Source organism: Micromonospora sp. DT41 (assembly GCF_049841715.1).
Taxonomy (GTDB): Bacteria; Actinomycetota; Actinomycetes; order Mycobacteriales; family Micromonosporaceae; genus Micromonospora; species Micromonospora profundi.
In genome coordinates, this window is record NZ_JBNCKU010000001.1 from 802388 (window position 1) to 818188 (window position 15801).

The window sequence follows — 15801 nt, forward strand, 5'->3', positions numbered from 1 at the left end:
CTCTCGATACGTCGAATCTCGATCTTCATTTCGCCTCCTCTCCACCGTCGTTCGGGCGCGGTCAGCTCCTCACGTACGCCTTCGTGCGTGGGGAACTGTTGGTTTGTGGGCTCGCGCACTCACAGTCGTCCTGGCGCTGCCAGGCAGTCGTTCGCATCGCACAACCGGCCGCAAAGTCGATCTCCAGCGGGTTTCCGGCGTACGCGGGTGGCTCGAACCTGGTGAGGTAACGGAGCACCTCGAACGCGGACAGCGAACCGAGCAGCCCGGCCACCGGGCCGATCCCGCGATTGCTCCGCGGTTTGGTGCGGAAGAGGTCGACGGCGGTGAAGGCGACAGCGGCGTCACCGCTGGCCGCGTCGCGGCTCCGGTCCGCCATCGTCCGCGCGCAGGCACGGCATGCGCTGTTGCCGGGGTCGACCGACCAGACGATGCCCTGGGTGACCCAGATCCCGGCTCGCACGTACGGCGTGCCCCGCAGGACGCAGGCGGTGTTCACCCAGTCGTCGATCCCGTCCGGGGTGTCCACACCGGACAGGACGACGTCCGGGTTCGTCTCGTCGATCAGCCGGAGCAGGTCCGCCACTCCGTCGATGCTCACCTCGACCGAGCGCACGTCGATAGTGGGATCGAACGCCCGCACCCAGGCGGCAGCCCGCTCCACCTTGCTCTTCCCGACGTCGTCCCACCGGTACAGGTACTGCCGGGCGAAGTTGCGCGGCTCGACCACGTCCCGGTCGGTGACGGTGAGGCGACCGACGCCCAGGCCGCACAGGTGCGGGATGGTGTTCGAGTTGAGGCCGCCAGTGCCCAGCACCAGCACATGGGAGCGGGCCAGCCGCTCCTGGAAGTCCTCCCTGCTCCGAGCCAGGGTGGCGAACGACTCGAAGAACGCGAGGTTCGAGTAGTACCGGCCGCTGGCGCTGTCCCCCAGCCGCCCCAGCCGCGCCCCGTTCTCGAGCAGGCCGTACCCGTCGAACGTCTCGATCGCCGCCAGCACGTCGTCGACCGGCACGTCGCGCCCACAGCGGCCGGACAGGTCACGGGCCAACATCTCGGGAGTACGCCCGCCCTCCCGTAGCAGGTCGAGCAGTGCCTCCACACTGCCATCGTGATCGGTGACGATGAACGAGTCGCGGAAGTCGTAGACGATCTGGACGTCCGCTCCGGAGCGTTCCCACACGACGCCCTTCAACTGCGGCAACATGCGCTGGCCCTCTCCTGTTGCACTCGACTCGCCGGCCACTACGCCATCCCGCCGTGGCGGTACGTCCTCTGCCACGGGCCTTCGCCCGGGCTGGTCTCGACCAGCCGGTGGCGCCCCCGCTCGGGCAGGTGTTTGTTCACAGCGACCCCCCGTACGTCGGCTCGACGCACGTATCCGAAGTGACGCGAGTCGTGGCTGGAGCGGCGGTTGTCGCCGTACACCACGAGGCAGCCGGCGGGCACCGTCTGGTCGTTCCACCCCAACTCCGGTGGGACCGGCTCGCCGGGTACCGCGACGACCCTCTTGATCAGCCACGTCGTGGCCAGGTCGGTGGCAGCACCGCCTGCGTTCGCCGACGCCTCCTCGTGCCTTTTCGGATGCGCGAAGACGACGATCATGTCCGCGCGGATCGCGCGCAACGGCATCTTCCGAACCAGGATCGCGTCTCCGTCGTTCAAGCTCGGATGCATGCTGCCGCCGGTGACGGTGATCATCACGAGCTGACGGCGTGCGACCCACACCGCTGCGCCGCTCAGCAGCGCCAGCGCGCTGATCAGCCCCGCTACCGCTGCCATCAGAACCGCCCCCGGCCGGGGGTCGCGTCCACTCGCCGCAGGTCCACGAGGTCGTCCATGAAGACAAGAAGTGCCACAGCCACCAGCGCCAGCAGCGTCACGGGCAGCAGGTCGACCCACGCCGGCGTCCGATCCGGCCCGGCGGCGGCCGCCAGGACTCCGGCGGCACAGACCGCCATCAGGAAGCCGTTGCGGTACAGGTGCCGTATTCCGAGACGGCCGGAGCGGAAACCGAAGCAATGGCAACGGGCACCGACCCCGGACCGTACGGTGCGGAGGATCGCCGCGCTGAACACCGCGAGCAGAGCCGACCCGACGACGAACCCGACAACTGCGGTGAAGCCACTGACCAAGAGGCCGACCACTGCAATTTCGACAACGCACACAGACGCTGCTGCGGCCCGGGTCAGAACCGCCGGAACCACACGCATTGCGGCGAGCTCAGACCGGAAGTCGGCGAACCGCGCCGGAGAACCGACCTTGCCGGCCGAAGAGATCAGGAATACCAGGCCGATAGTGAGGCGACAGCCGAATTCCAGGTAAACAAGTTCCATTCTTCAGCCCACCACCGCATCGGTTTCCTGATAACCCCTGGCCTGGAGTTCGAACATTCCCGCGTAGATTCCGGATCGGGCCATCAGGTCGGCGTGCGTGCCGGCCTCGGCAATCTGACCCTCATCGAGTACGGCGACGACATCCGCCGCCTTGGCCGTCGACAACCGGTGCGAGATCACCACCGTCGCCACCCCCTGCCACACGCCTCGTACGCGTTCCTGGATGTCCGCCTCGCTGACCGCGTCGAGGCCGGTGCTCGGCTCGTCGAGGATCAACAAGTGCCGCCGTCCGCGCAGGAAAGCCCTGGCCAGCGCCAGCCGTTGCCACTGGCCACCGGAGAGGATCACGCCGGTGGCGGCGTCGTCCGCCTCCGCCGCGCTCTTGAAGAGCCGGGTCAGCAGCGTGTCGTAGCTGCGGGGAAGGGCGCTGATCGCGTCGTCCATCCCGGACAGTCGCGCGGCGCCTCGAATGGCGGACAGGTCGTCCATCTGGTCGATGTCGCCGAGGCCGATGTTCTCCCGCGCGGTGAGGTCGTAGTGCATGGCGTCCTGGAACACGGCGCTTATCGCGCCGCGCAGTGCGGCCAGGTCCAGTTCCCGCAGGTCGACCCCGTCCCACAGGATCTGCCCCCGGCTCGGGTCGTAGAACCGGCACAGCAGCTTCACGAGGGTGCTCTTTCCAGTGCCGTTCCTGCCGACCAGAGCCACCGAAGCGCCCGCTGGGATCCACAGGTTGACCCCGCGCAGGATCCACGGATGAGACGGTGAGTAGCGGAACCAGACGTCCCGCAGCTCGATCCCCTCACGGAGCGTCGTGACCGAACGAGGTTGCACCGCGTGCGGCAGGTCCGGCTCGGCGGTGACGACCGACTGGAAGTGCTCGAAGGTCAGCAGGTCCTCGTACGTCCGCGCGAGGCTTCCGGAGAGCGCTATGACGGCGGCCTGGGCCGCGCCCACCGCCGCAATGTACAACGCCACGTCACCGATGGTGGCGACGCCGTTGATGGCGGACATCACGATCCACGCGAACCCCCCGCCGGTGCCGACGGCGCCGAGCACGCCGAGGCCGGTCAGCGTCAGCAACTCCCGGCGGTCCTGGGTGCCGTGGAGCGCGTTGATCTGTAGACGCTCGCGACGTACGCGGCTCTTCAGATAGTCACCGATCCCGTAGAGCCGCACCTCCTTCGCGGCGCCGATACTCGTGATCAGGCCGGCGAAGAAGATCTCCCGCCGCTCCAGCGGACCCAGGTCCCACAGCAGGGCCGCCCGGCGACGGGCCAGCATGAATTCCGCAGCCGCGGCCGGCGCTGCCGACAGGGCCAGGAACGCCGCCGTCACCGGACTGATGACGCCCACCGAGTAGAGCAACGCGGTGGTCGTCAGGACACCGCCGGCGATCGCGAGGATCCCGGACACCGCCCTGCTCGCCGTCTGGCCGGCCGTGGCCTGCGCGTACCGCAGCCGGTCCTGGAGTTCCGGACTCTCGAACCGGGCCAGGCCGGAGAAGCGGTTGACGGCCTGGTAGAGAACGTCCTGCGCGTACAGGCTGGACCGGTAGCCGCCCAGCTTGTCGAGGAAGGACTGAAGATGGGAGGCGACTCCCATCATCAGGCCAGCGACGACGAGACCGGCTGTCGCCCCCGCCGCGAGACCCGCGTCCCGACCTCCCACGCCGTCGACAACCGCCTTCGTCAGCCAGGCGATCGTCACCGGAAGAACGGCCTGCAGAAGGGCAGTAGCGGACTGTGCACCGAGGAGCGCGGGCCCGGCCCTCCACGCCAGGGACAGGACCGGGCCGATGCGCCGCAGGTTGGGCGAAATCCAGCTGCCCGACGTCGCTTCCATCACCGTCGCTCGACTTCCGTGTCGCAGATCAGTTCCCGGCCACGGCCGGAACAGGAAGGTCGATCTCCGCCAGTTTCGTACTGCTCTGTCGGATCGTCCCGGTCTCGTCGACCACGTAGAAGGCCGGGTACACCGAGCTGTCGAACGCCTTGATGACGTCTCGGGTGGCCGTCGGAACCACTGTGTCCACGAGTGCGGCGAGCTGGTCGCGCAACGCGTCCGCCTCCTCGCCGGAGCCGTTGACCACTCCGATGACCCGGTGTCCGGCGTACCGGCCCTGGCCGACCTCACTGATGAATTCCGGAAGGGCGATCTTGCAGCCCGCGCACCCTGGCATGAAGAACGCCACAAGCGTGGAGCCGGCCAGGGTGTCCCGGGCGAACGTTCCGCCGCCGAGGGTTGCCACAGCGATGTCGTCGATGCGGTGTTCCGGCTGCGTCAGGCCCTCCTTACTCCCGGAGCCCGACAGAATTTCGGTGTGCTCCCGCAGGCGCCGGATGATGCCCATCCCGAGAACAAGGTTGAAGAGGGAGATGACACTCAATATCAAGACCGTGATTAGTAACGTAGTCAGCATTATTGCTTCCGATCAGGATGAGCGCTGGGCACAAGCCGGTGGTGGGCGCACGGCCCACCACCGGCCGGTGATTACTTCGGGCCTCCGATGCACGTGAAGTCCCGGCAGTCGCCGCCGCAGACGCAGTACCCGTTCTTGTACGCCCACCGCGAGTAGGCCTCACACTTGCAGTCCCAGGCGGCAGCCGAGGCGGACGGCACGAAGCGCGACAGCGCCCGGTATCCGATGTTCTCGATCATTCGAATCATGTTCACCTCCCCGATTGGTTGTGAAAAAGCGGCGCAACGGATCCCGATTGGGGACCGCAGCCGCTTTCTGCCAACCCAGACTGGCAGCGCGGTCTTGCCAAGGTTTTTCCATCCGTATGCCAGAGGGCTTCCGCCACCGGCAGCTCACTCGCGCCCGCGCTCGTCGCAGGGGCCACGCGAGGTGGTGCGATGTGACTACTGTTCGCCCCACGACGACTGGTACTGCGTGCCGCACCTTCGCAGGAGGTTGACCGGTGGGTGCTCGACTACGGCGAATCGCGTTGCTACTGCTCGGCGCGGTGCTGCTGGGAACCGTCGGTCTCAGCGCCGGCTCGTGGTACGGGGGACGCGGCGCCACGCCCCTCAGCGACGACCAGGCGCAGACCATCGCGGCCGAACTGCTCCCGGAAGCCGAGCCCCCCGCCTCGATGTTCGCGCGCGGCTACCGGTACGGCGTCATCCTGGCGACCGACGATTTCGGATCCACTTACTCAGAGTTCCAGTACGGCGACCGTCCCGACTGCCAGCTCTCCGACCAGCTGCTACGCAACGCGGCGACCCGGGAGTGGCAGGGCAGCCGCCGGATACCCGACGCACCGTGTGACGGCTGGCGAGCCGAGCGGGAGGGCCTGACGGCCACGCTCACCCACCACGAGTACGGATCGAAGCTGACCATCGCACCGTCCGCACCGGACAGATACCTCGCCGCCACAGTCGCTGGCACCCTCCTCGGCGCCGCCGCAGGCGCGGCACTGTTCTGGCTGGTGATGCGGCGACGTTCACCCGTACCCGTGCTTGTCGGCACGCTCGTGACCGTCGGCCTGCTCCCGGGTCTCACCCTCACCTGGGCGGACCTCGCGGACGGGCTCGCCGAGCCGGTGTGGCCGATCTGGCAGTCGCTCGCTCCTCTGCTGGTGCCGCTCTGCCTCGTGCTCCTGCTGGTGGGCGCTGTTGTGCTCGCAAAGCGACGGAACGAGACGTCGACCCCGGACGAGGTGGGGACCGGCATCACCTGCCGTCGCCGCCCCGGGCTCAGAAGGAAGACCTTGCGGGCCCACCTGTGACAACGGCTTGCCGATGGGCCGCGCTGCCCTCGCGGTAGAACACGTAGCCGCCGTGGTGCAGGACGTCACCTTCGAAGCGGCCATCGGCGGTGGAGCCGGTGTCATCCCAATAGTCGATGTGGTCGCCGGTCACCTCGTACCGGCCGGTGTAGGCGCTGTCCCGCTGGCCACGTGCCTCGTCGTAGCGGCCGTTGGCCAACAACTCCTGCCGGATGTGGTTGTCGGCGGTCACCCACATCCCGACGTACCTGTGGGTGGCGGTGGTCTCGGTGGTCGGAGGCCGCCCCTCGGTGGGCCCTGGCATTGACGATGTCTCAGTCGCGCAGGCGGTGAGCGCCGCCGTCGCGACGATGCTGGCAACCGCCCCGGACACCCTGCGCTGCTCAACGCTGGACATGTCAGCCTCGCTGCCGGGTCGGACGGATGATGATTTCGTTGACGTCGACGTCCGCAGGCTGATCGACAGCGAACGAGATGGCCCGCGCGATGGCATCCGGCGAGATCGAGTTCTTGCGGTACTCCCTCATCGCCTCGCGGGCGACCGGATCGCTGATCGTCTCGGCCAACTCGGACTCGACGACGCCGGGCGTGATAGTGGTGACCCGCAGGCTCGGGTCAGCACGCGATCAACCAGATCCTCGGTGCGCACGAGCGAATCGACGTCCTCATCCACAACGCCGGTCACATGGTCACGGGGCCCACCGAGGCCTTCACGCCCGAGCAGCTCGCGGAGCTGTACGACGTGAACGTGCTGTCGACGCAGCGGGTCAACCGCGCCGCCCTGCCCAGCATGCGCAAGGCGCGGCAGGGCCTGGTTCTCTGGGTGTCCAGCACCAGCGTCAAGGGTGGCACCCCGCCCTACCTGGCCCCGTACTTCGCGGCCAAGGCCGCGATGGACTCTCTCGCTGTCAGCTACGCCGCCGAGCTGGCCCGCTGGGGAGTGGAGACCTCAATCGTCGTTCCTGGCGCGTTCACCCGCGGCACCAACCACTTCGCACACTCGGGTCGCCCGTCTGACAGCGCTGTCATCGCGGAGTACGACACCCAGTACGCCGGGCTGGTCGATCAGGTGGGCGAAAAGCTCGCCGCGCTGTTCCCCGAGGACGCCGAGGCGTACCTGGTCTCCGACGAGATCGCCCGCATCGTCGCACTGCCCGCCGGGAAGCGCCCGTACCGGGTCACCGTCGACCCGGCCGACGACGGTTCCGCTGAGGTATCGGAGGTCGCCGACCGGGTTCGGCACGATTTCCTCACCCGGCTGGGCCTCGCCGACCTGCTCACGGTGCACCCCGTCGACGCCTGACGCTGCCCTTCCCCCTCACCTCTCAGCGAGCCGGCCTGCAGGTGTAGAGCACTGAAGCGACGATGCGTCCGCTACGGATGCTGCGTGCCGGGATCTTGTTGTCCATTACGGCCTTGCTCTCGGCACGACAAGGGCGGCTGGTGCGTCGACTATTCGGTGCACCAGCCGCCCTTCGGCGTCTGCGAGCCGCCGGCCTTGGCTCTCATGTCGCCATTCAACATGAGCCGCCGCAATTGCTACGCCTGACAGGTGCGCTGTTGGCCGCGCCGGCTCGGGCAGCCAACGGGACAAGGCGACTGGTCCGAGCGGTGGCGTGCGCGGTCGGCGGCAGATTCGCGGCCTGTAATGGCCGGAACACGAGGCTGATGGGGTCAGTGTGGGTCAGCCGAGGCGACTGTCGGAAAGGCCCGGCGCACTTCCGCCAGGAACTCAGCCCGCCCAGCTGCGTAGGTGTTGACTGCCGCCCAGAGCGCCTCCAACGCAGCCTGCAACGGATCCGACTCGACAGCGGCCGGAAGCGCCGGCAGTGCCATCGCGACTGGGTCCACCGGGGCGTCGAGAGCTGTGCGGAGCGGGTCAGCCGGGCTCCGACCTGCCGGGCGCAGCGACAGCAGAACGAACCTGACGGCCGACGTGCCCAGGATGCGCGTCCGCAGCGCTGTCGGGTCAGCGAATTCGGCGGGTAGCGGCAGGCCCCGATCCAGCGCCGTCCACGCCGGCGTCAGCCAGTCGAGGTCGGCAATGCCGGCGACGGTGAAAGCTCGCCGCGCCGCCCAGATCGCGATCTGCCGCTGCGTGACGGCGTCAACTCCAGCCACCCCGTCGACAAGGTCCCGGTCCAGCAGGACGATGCCAAAGATGTTGCCGCGAACCCGCCGGAGCCGCTCACTCGGCGGGCGCCCGCCCCAGCGCCGCAACTCATCTCGCATGCGGTACTCCTGCTCGCGACGTTCCCGCTCCAGCCGCTTGAGCTTCTCCGCCTCGACCTGCTCCCACAGGGTCGGCGGGGGCGGCAACGCGCACGCCCAGGCGTGCCAGTAGGCGGCGGCGCCGCTGGTCTGGCGGAGGATCGCGTCGGTGCGCGTCACGCCGTCACCCGGGCCGCCGCCCGTTGTGCCCTCCGGCCACAAGCACAGCAGGTAGCGGTCCGGCCGTCGATCCAGGTAGGTGTGGCCGCCCTCGTCACGCTCGTCCGGGTCGAGCCCGCCGAACGGGTCGCGCCCTTCGTCCATGCCCGTGGCGCAGTACCGCACGCGGTAGGCCGGCTGCCGGGTGGTCTCCTGCCCTTCGGAGGCCAACGGCAGCCGGCCAAGTGAGCCTTCACCCCACGGGACCAGGTCGGCCACCGCCGCCCTCGGCAGAAACGACACCTCCACCACCTCCTCCCACTCCTCCGCTGCCGCCGGCGGCTCAACGTCGTGCAACTCGACGGTGAACCGGACCCGCCCGGAGTGCGTACCGGTCATCAGGAACAGCGCGCCCGGTTGGCCGGCCCCGCAGAGGCCGTTCGCCTGCCCGGCGAACGCCTCGTGCATGTCCGGCAGTTCACGACTCGTCACGTAGATCTGCCCGTAGTCGACCGGAGCCTTGCCGTCGAAGAGAACGCGCATCGACACATCCTGTCATCGACGAGCGAGCGCCCGCTGTCTCCACAAAGCGGCAATCACGCCGACGACCAACCGAATCGTCGGTGGCTGACCGGGCCGCCCTACTTCGGGGACTCCATGTCCACTTCCGGCCCCCGGCGGCCGTCAGCCAGGGTGCGTCACACCCCCGCAGACCGCCCTGGCGACCGGCCGTCCGTGGCTATCTTTGGGGCATGGACGGCACCAATCCACTCGGCGACTTCCTGCGCGCCCGGCGTGAAATGACAAGCCCCGAGGAGGTCAGCATCGTCTCCTCGGGCCGACGCCGGACGCCGGGTCTGCGGCGGGAGGAAGTCGCCCAACTGTCCGGGGTCAGCACCGACTACTACACCCGTCTGGAGCAGGGGCGGGAACAGCACCCGTCCGACCAGGTGCTGGACGCCCTGGCCCGCGCCCTCGGACTCGACCCCGAGGAGACGGCACACCTGCACCTGCTGACCAGGACCAGCCGCGCTCCCGTCCGCAGGGGGCGCCGCGAGACCGTCCGGCCGAGCCTGCTGCGCCTGATGGACGGCTGGCTGCACACCCCCGCACTGATCATCGACCGCAGAATGGACATGCTGGCCGGCAACCGGTTGGGGCGCGCCCTGTTCGCCAAGGCGTTCGAGGAAGACGAGCCCAACCTCGTCCGGTTCGTCTTCCTCAGCCCGGCAGCCCGCTCCTTCTACCCCCACTGGAAGCAGGTCGCGCAGTCCAGCCTCGGTGCGCTGCGCGCCGCCGCCGGCGACCTGCTTAACGACGCCCGACTCACCGACCTCGTCGGGGAGCTGTCCCTGAAGAGCCCCGAATTCCGCCAACTGTGGGCACGTCACGACGTACGGGGAAAGACCCACGAGGCCAAGGTGTTCCACCATCACGACGTCGGCGAGTTGACCCTCACCTACGACTCCCTCACCGTCGACGGATCGACGGGCCAGCAACTGATCGTCTACCAGGCCGAGGCAGGCAGCCGGTCGGCGCAGGCATTGGCGCTGCTGGGAACGGTGGCCGCCGAACTTCCCACCCCAGCACCGGTACGGCGCTAGGCCACCGAAAACGCATTGCCTGGGTTCCCGGACCTCGGGCAGCCTTCCACAATGATCAAAACCCTTGTGCTGACCGAGGACGACTGGAAGACCTGGCGGGAACTGCGGCTCGCCGCGCTGACCGATGCACCGTACGCCTTCGGCGCCCAACTTGCGGACTGGCAGGGCGACAACGACCGCGAGGACCGCTGGCGCGGCCGGCTGGCCATCCCCGGTTCGTACAACGTGGTGGCGATGCTCGACGGGCAGCCCGTCGGAATGGCCAGCGGAGTGCCGACCGATCAGGACGGCGTCGTCGAGCTGATCTCGATGTACGTGGCACCGGTGGGCCGTGGCCGGGGCGTCGGCGACCACCTCGTACATGCGGTCGAGCAGTGGGCCCGGCAGGTCGGCGCAGGGACGCTACGGCTGGGCGTGGTGCAGGACAACAAGCATGCCTGGGCGCTCTACCAGCGAACCGGCTTCCACGACGCCGGCGAACTCGGCAGCCACATGCCCGACGGCATCCGTCAGGAGCACATCATGGTCAAGCGCCTCGCCGCTTAGCGCCAGCCTCCGTTCGTCGGCGGCAGAGGCGCTCCATGTGGGAGACGGGCGGAAGCCCAGGCCGATGACCTGGGCTTCCGTACCGAGCCGGCTGACTTTTGTGGTGCCGGCGGGACTCAGTCGTTCGTGGACGCTGCTGGTCCCGTCGTGGCGTACCGGGCGGCGGTGGTGCGGACGGCCTCGTCGACTACCTGAGCGACGCGTTCGGCACTCACCTCCCAGCCCGGCACCAGGAGTGTCGGCCAGAAGACGTAGTTGGAGATCATGCCCAGGAACTGGGTGGCGGCGAGTTCCACATCCTCGACCCGCACCGTTCCCGCCTCGTGCTCAGCCTGGAGATAGCTGCGTACGGACTCGAAGTAAGGCATCTTTCCCTGCGAGAACTGCGCATGGGCCAGCTCAGGAAACCGCGGCAGCTCGGCGATGACGATCCTGAACAGGTCGGTCATCTGGGCACGGCCCAGCAGCTCGGCGTACCGGCGACCGATGATGCTCAGCCCGTCGACGACGTTGCCCGCTGGCGGAGGATCCTCCTCGCCGGCGGTCGACCAGGACGCGGTCACGATGGCGTCGAACAGGGCGGCTTTGCTCGGAAACTGCTTGAACAACGTGGCCCGCGAGACGCCCGAGCGCTCGGCGATCCGCGCCAGCGACGTCCGGTCGTAGCCCAACTCGAGAAACAGTGCGGTCGCGGCCGCCACGATCAGCTCGCGCTTCTCCTGGGCGACGCGCTGGTGATACGTCGTCACGACCCTGCTCATGGGCCGAGCATACGAGGTGAGTGGCTTGACTCACCACTCCCCCCGACCTAGCATCGGTGAATGGCGAGTCGACCGACTCACCACTGACCGCCGTTCATCACTGATGACCCTCGGTCAGTCACCCACGTACCGAAGGAACGTCTGATGCCTCGCTTCGACAACCAGACAGTGCTCGTGACCGGTGGGACCGGCGGCCAGGGCTCAAGCCACGTGCGCGCCTTCCACGCGGAGGGAGCGAACGTGGTGATCGGCGACATCGACGCCGAACGCGGCGCCGCTCTCGCCGACGAGCTCGGGACCCGCGCCCGCTTCGTCCGCCTTGACGTCACCGACGAGAGCTCGTGGTCCGCCGCTGTGCTGGCCGCCGAGAGCGCCTTCGGCGCCCTGAACGTGCTCGTCAACAACGCGGGCGTGCAAAACCCGCCGGCAACGATCGAAGACACGGAGCAGGCCACGTGGTCGCGCATCCTCACCATCAACCTCACCGGGACTTTCCTCGGCATCAAGGCCGCAGCCCCCGCTCTGCGCCGCGCGGCAGGGGGAGCAATCGTCAACATCGCCTCGACAATGGGCCTGGGCGGCACGGCCCACTACGCGCCGTACGTCGCCAGCAAGTGGGCCGTACGAGGCCTCACCCAGACGGCAGCACTCGAACTCGGCCGCGACCACATCCGGGTGAACACCATCCACCCCGGCGTGATCGCCACCCCCTTCATCCACGAACCGGCAGCCGGCGCAGCCACGGCAATCGCCGACTTCTACTCGCCCGAGCCGTTCGCCATCCCCCGGCTCGGAGAGCCCACCGACGTCAGCTGTCTCCTCCTGTTCCTCACCTCATCGGACGCCTCGTTCATCACCGGCTCGGAGTACGTCATCGACGGTGGACTCCTCCTCGGCCCCGCCCTTCAGGCCGCGACCGCATGAGCACCCCAGACACGACCGGGTCGAACGACACCACAGAGGACGCGTCTCTGTCCCACCTGCCCGATCACATCCGACGCGCCATCGAGATCACCCCCGCCGCCGGCACCAGCGAACGGATCATCGACATCACGACGCTCGGGCGCCGCACCGGCCGCGCACGCCGCATCGAGATCTTCTTCTACCGGGCTGCAGGCGCCACCTACCTGTGCAGCGGCGCCGGCGGCGCCGCTACCGACTGGCATGCGAACCTTCTCGCCAACCCCAACTTCACCGTCCACCTCAAGAACGGGATCCGCGCCGATCTGCCCGCACGGGCCACGCCTGTCACCAACCCAGCGGAACGTCAGGCCGTGCTGGCGGAGATCGTCGCGGACCTCAATCAACCCCACGACCCCGGAACGATCAGGCCGACCCGGCTCGAAGACTGGGCCGACAGCCGGCTGATGCGCATCAGCTTCCGCCATCGGCCGTGATCGCCTGCGGCGTCGACCCACGCTTGGCGGCGGGTTATGCGTAAGGGGCGACTGCGAGCGTCACCCGCTGTGGCCCCGTCCGTGGAATGATCACTGGCCGTGCGCCCCTCGCGTGTCCTGCTGATGGTGTCCGCCGCGGCCGCCGCACTGTCGGTGCTCGCGGAGCTGGTCTCCGCCGGGAGGCCGGCAATGCAGTTTGGTCTCGCCTCATCGGCCGCGCTGGTCGGGTACGTGCTGCTCGCCGGCCCGGCAGTGCCGCGCGTACGGCTGGCGCTGGTTGCCGGCATCGGGCTATTCGCGGTGTTCATGGCCGTGGAGCTCTGGTGGCTCCCGAGGCAGCCGGGTGATGTCCTCTGGATGACCCCCTTCTACGCGCCGCTGGACGGTAGTGGCGCGTCCATGGGACCGGTCGAGAACCCGCCGACCATGCTGGATCAGTGGCGGCAGATGATCGATCATGAGCGGTTCAGCGCCGTCGGGCTGCTACTCGGGGTGCTCTGCCTCGCGGTGGCGGTGATTGCCCTGCCAGTTCGACAGCAACCAATGTCCACGGAGTTCGCCGGAATCGTCGCCGTGCTGCAGCTCGCCGTGGTCGGTGCGAACGTCTGGTCCCGGGTCGACGGAGCCCCGCTGCGCGGCCTGCTCGGGGCGGGATGGGCGGCCTTGCTGGCGGCCCTGATGGCGACGGGGGTGGTGGCTCTGTCAGGTGCGCGCGTTGACCGGGCTGCGCTCGTGCCGCTCGGGGCGCTGCTGGTCGCGGTGTCGACTGCCGTCGCCTTCGAAGACCTCAGCAGCACCTGGTTGACCTGGTGGAAGTTCTCGAACGGCAGTGACGACGTCGTGGCCGATGCCGCCATCGCCGTGTCGGTGGCCGGCCCGACGGACGTATCGGCGGCAAGCTCGTTGGATGTGTCGGCAGCGGTGCGAACCGCCGTGGCGCTCGCCGGGCCCGCGCTGCTCGCGGTCGGCTCCCTTACCGCTTCCCGCGACACCGATCGGACCTAGCCGCGATCCCGCATCTGGCTCCGAACTGTCAGCTTGGGAATCTCACAAGATCTCCCAGGGTGACAAGGTGGAGCGCCCTACCGAACGACCTTGTCACCCTGGCCCTGGCCTGCTCGGCTCTGCCTGGGTCGGTGGCTGGCGGGATGGCATCCCACTACCCACGAACCGGAACCGTTCGGCAACCTCATCCCGGAGTCGTCCAGCCCCCGCCGGAGGCATGCCTTTCATTGGCCGGCGCGCCGGCCAATGCCGGCGCTTGCGCCGCCAGCAGGCCGAGCGCGGCCGGCGCGGCTTGCTGGCGGGCTGCCTTGATTCAGAAAGCTCAACGCATGCCGACGGGCGCCGAGCTCTCGGACTCCACGCATATCATCCCGCAATGGCTCCCAGGACCTTGTTGGCACGCGGTGGATTAACCTATGTCGATCGCCGTGACTTCACCCGCGGCGATTCACCACGTGTCGTCAAGCGGATGCGCTGGCCGTCGGTATGCCTCTGGGTCGAGGACAGCAAGTTGACTTTCTCGTCGCGCGCCGGCTCCGACGTGCTGCAACACGCTGAGGTAACCGCCCTGCCATACGGACCGGTCTTGGGCGGGCATTGGGCCATTGCACTCGCAGTGTCCTTCGGGACCGCAGAACGTGATCACGTTCTGCTCTTCTGGACGCCTCGTGCGCGAGCAGTCCTTCGGCAACTGGCTCGGCTCGGGTGGGATGCCGACCCCCGCGCAGACGACTTCGTCACGTAGCCGAACACGCCCGAGTGCACGCACCTCGGCGCGGTCGCCAACGTGGAGGCCGCCGTGCAGATCGTCCTCTGAGCTACCGGGGGATGCTCAGGCGCCTAACCTCAGCTTGGGAATCAGGTTGAGTCGCGGCCCCCGGTCCTGGTGCCGGCTGGTCGTGGATGCTCGGGCGACCCGGCCCTGCGCTGCGACGCACCGCCGCTGGCCGATGTTGACCGTTGTATCGGGCACGGATCGGGCACGGATCGGACACGGACTCAGGTGAAGCTGAGGCGCTTGAATCTCTAAGCCGCGAGACCATGGCAGATACACCCAAAGTGGACCGGCCCGGCCTTCTGGCCTGGCTTGGGGTCCTCGGTGTCTCCCAACCTTTCGCATGCGTCTTCACGGTTGTGCCGGATCTGCGCCCGATGATCTTTAATTACCCGCTTACGACGACGGCTGACGGTGAGCGCCGCCAGGAGCTGTGCACGCTTGGCCTCGAAGTGGCCCAAGGCCTCTTCCCAGCGCTCAGCCGACTCTTCCCCCGGCTGACTCGGGCGCGCCCGCCGCTGCGGCGGGCGCATTGAGACGCCCCGCGTGATTAATCACTGCTGAGCAAAGAAGTACGACACAAGGTGTCAGGTTTTTGATCGAACATGGTTCACCGGTCGGCGTCGGTGGTGGACGTGAACCGGCCTTACGAATAGATAAGGACCTCGATGCGCGAAACGTCGGAAGATCTCAAAGAGCTCCAGAGCCTCCTGGACTCCTCTCTGTCCCGCTCCACCTCGCATCTTCGCTCAATCATCACTGAGCGCACCCTGACCGCGGAGCAGCTCACCCAGGTACTCACCGGCATGTGCACCCTTGCCCTTTCCACCGTGACGGCGAAGGGCGAGCCGCGGATCAGCGGCGTGGACGGGCATTTCCTACACGGCAAGTGGCATTTCGGGACGGCGCCCAGCGCCGCCAAGGCCCGCCACCTCGTCGCCCGGCCGGCCGCCAGCGTCGCGCACATGCGTGGCGAGGACTTGGGCGTTTTCACGCACGGTACGGTCGAGATCCTCAACCCTCAGGACAGTGAGGCTGCCGCGGACTGGCCAGACCTGCTCAACTACTTCAAGGACTTCTACGGCGACGACGCCTTCGACTGGGACAACGACGTGGTCTACTACCGGCTACACCCGCACTGGATGACCGTCTACGCCCCAGACGTCGACAAGCTCATCGCCAAGTGACCCCAGGCTAGCTAGTGCTCTGACCACGAACGTTCACGGTGTTGGATGACACGCCGTGGGGCCTGTCGGCTGGGCGGCGTCGGGGC

Annotated in this window: 18 protein-coding genes; 8 read left to right on the forward strand and 10 right to left on the reverse strand. The window is 68.1% G+C overall.

All coding sequences use genetic code 11. The features are described 5' to 3' along the window. Window positions 1–61: 61 nt before the first annotated feature. The 6 genes from ACLQ23_RS03755 to ACLQ23_RS03780 all read right to left on the reverse strand — a co-directional run bounded on the left by ACLQ23_RS03755 (window position 62) and on the right by ACLQ23_RS03780 (window position 5006). A complete protein-coding gene (locus tag ACLQ23_RS03755) occupies window positions 62–1207 on the reverse strand; it encodes a HesA/MoeB/ThiF family protein (protein WP_425734641.1) in 1146 nt (381 codons plus the stop codon). Between the two features lie 38 nt (window positions 1208–1245). Next, the gene (locus ACLQ23_RS03760; protein WP_355588177.1) at window positions 1246–1782 is read right to left on the reverse strand and encodes a S26 family signal peptidase; all 537 of its coding nucleotides are present in this window, start codon (window positions 1780–1782) and stop codon (window positions 1246–1248) included. Then, entirely contained in the window at window positions 1782–2336 is a 555-nt protein-coding gene (locus ACLQ23_RS03765) for a MauE/DoxX family redox-associated membrane protein (protein WP_355588175.1), read from the reverse strand. The genes ACLQ23_RS03760 and ACLQ23_RS03765 overlap by 1 nt, the downstream gene beginning before the upstream one ends. A gap of 3 nt (window positions 2337–2339) precedes the next feature. Continuing rightward, entirely contained in the window at window positions 2340–4046 is a 1707-nt protein-coding gene (locus ACLQ23_RS03770; RefSeq protein WP_425880330.1) for an ABC transporter ATP-binding protein, read from the reverse strand. A gap of 163 nt (window positions 4047–4209) precedes the next feature. Continuing rightward, window positions 4210–4725 carry a peroxiredoxin family protein gene (locus tag ACLQ23_RS03775; RefSeq protein WP_355588171.1) on the reverse strand — a complete coding sequence of 172 codons (516 nt, stop codon included), beginning with the start codon at window positions 4723–4725 and terminating at the stop codon, window positions 4210–4212. A gap of 104 nt (window positions 4726–4829) precedes the next feature. Continuing rightward, on the reverse strand, window positions 4830–5006 hold the full coding sequence (locus ACLQ23_RS03780; RefSeq protein WP_355588170.1) for a hypothetical protein: 177 nt from the start codon (window positions 5004–5006) through the stop codon (window positions 4830–4832). Between the two features lie 254 nt (window positions 5007–5260). Between ACLQ23_RS03780 and ACLQ23_RS03785 the strand changes: the two genes are divergently transcribed. Then, window positions 5261–6070 (forward strand): hypothetical protein, encoded by an 810-nt coding sequence (locus ACLQ23_RS03785; protein ID WP_425734637.1) that lies wholly within the window; start codon window positions 5261–5263, stop codon window positions 6068–6070. Here the strand turns inward: ACLQ23_RS03785 and ACLQ23_RS03790 are convergent. Both ACLQ23_RS03790 and ACLQ23_RS03795 read right to left on the reverse strand, forming a co-directional pair. Beyond that, on the reverse strand, window positions 6039–6467 hold the full coding sequence (locus ACLQ23_RS03790) for an Atu4866 domain-containing protein (protein ID WP_355588166.1): 429 nt from the start codon (window positions 6465–6467) through the stop codon (window positions 6039–6041). The two genes, ACLQ23_RS03785 and ACLQ23_RS03790, sit on opposite strands and share 32 nt — an antisense overlap. A 1-nt stretch (window position 6468) precedes the next feature. Next, window positions 6469–6636 carry a hypothetical protein gene (locus tag ACLQ23_RS03795; protein ID WP_355588164.1) on the reverse strand — a complete coding sequence of 56 codons (168 nt, stop codon included), beginning with the start codon at window positions 6634–6636 and terminating at the stop codon, window positions 6469–6471. 101 nt (window positions 6637–6737) lie between these two features. Here ACLQ23_RS03795 and ACLQ23_RS03800 point away from each other — a divergent pair, with 101 nt between their 5' ends. Next, a complete protein-coding gene (locus ACLQ23_RS03800; protein WP_425880346.1) occupies window positions 6738–7373 on the forward strand; it encodes an SDR family NAD(P)-dependent oxidoreductase in 636 nt (211 codons plus the stop codon). A 371-nt stretch (window positions 7374–7744) separates the two neighbouring features. On the opposite strand, the gene ACLQ23_RS03805 is transcribed toward ACLQ23_RS03800, so the two are convergent. Then, a complete protein-coding gene (locus ACLQ23_RS03805; RefSeq protein WP_425880331.1) occupies window positions 7745–8983 on the reverse strand; it encodes a hypothetical protein in 1239 nt (412 codons plus the stop codon). Window positions 8984–9192: 209 nt separating this feature from the next. Between ACLQ23_RS03805 and ACLQ23_RS03810 the strand changes: the two genes are divergently transcribed. Beyond that, a complete protein-coding gene (locus ACLQ23_RS03810) occupies window positions 9193–10044 on the forward strand; it encodes a helix-turn-helix transcriptional regulator (protein WP_355588160.1) in 852 nt (283 codons plus the stop codon). A gap of 51 nt (window positions 10045–10095) precedes the next feature. Beyond that, on the forward strand, window positions 10096–10590 hold the full coding sequence (locus ACLQ23_RS03815) for a GNAT family N-acetyltransferase (RefSeq protein ID WP_355588158.1): 495 nt from the start codon (window positions 10096–10098) through the stop codon (window positions 10588–10590). A 116-nt stretch (window positions 10591–10706) separates the two neighbouring features. Here ACLQ23_RS03815 and ACLQ23_RS03820 read toward each other — a convergent pair whose 3' ends face one another. Then, on the reverse strand, window positions 10707–11351 hold the full coding sequence (locus ACLQ23_RS03820) for a TetR/AcrR family transcriptional regulator (protein ID WP_355588156.1): 645 nt from the start codon (window positions 11349–11351) through the stop codon (window positions 10707–10709). A gap of 144 nt (window positions 11352–11495) precedes the next feature. Here ACLQ23_RS03820 and ACLQ23_RS03825 point away from each other — a divergent pair, with 144 nt between their 5' ends. The 4 genes from ACLQ23_RS03825 (at window position 11496) to ACLQ23_RS03840 (ending at window position 15715) form a co-directional block, all read left to right on the forward strand. Beyond that, on the forward strand, window positions 11496–12275 hold the full coding sequence (locus ACLQ23_RS03825; protein ID WP_355588155.1) for a glucose 1-dehydrogenase: 780 nt from the start codon (window positions 11496–11498) through the stop codon (window positions 12273–12275). Further along, the gene (locus ACLQ23_RS03830) at window positions 12272–12748 is read left to right on the forward strand and encodes a nitroreductase/quinone reductase family protein (protein WP_355588153.1); all 477 of its coding nucleotides are present in this window, start codon (window positions 12272–12274) and stop codon (window positions 12746–12748) included. The genes ACLQ23_RS03825 and ACLQ23_RS03830 overlap by 4 nt, the downstream gene beginning before the upstream one ends. 126 nt (window positions 12749–12874) lie before the next feature. After that, complete coding sequence (locus tag ACLQ23_RS03835; RefSeq protein ID WP_425880332.1) at window positions 12875–13753, forward strand: hypothetical protein; 879 nt, start codon at window positions 12875–12877, stop codon at window positions 13751–13753. A gap of 1443 nt (window positions 13754–15196) precedes the next feature. After that, entirely contained in the window at window positions 15197–15715 is a 519-nt protein-coding gene (locus tag ACLQ23_RS03840) for a pyridoxamine 5'-phosphate oxidase family protein (RefSeq protein ID WP_425736148.1), read from the forward strand. Window positions 15716–15801: the final 86 nt, after the last annotated feature.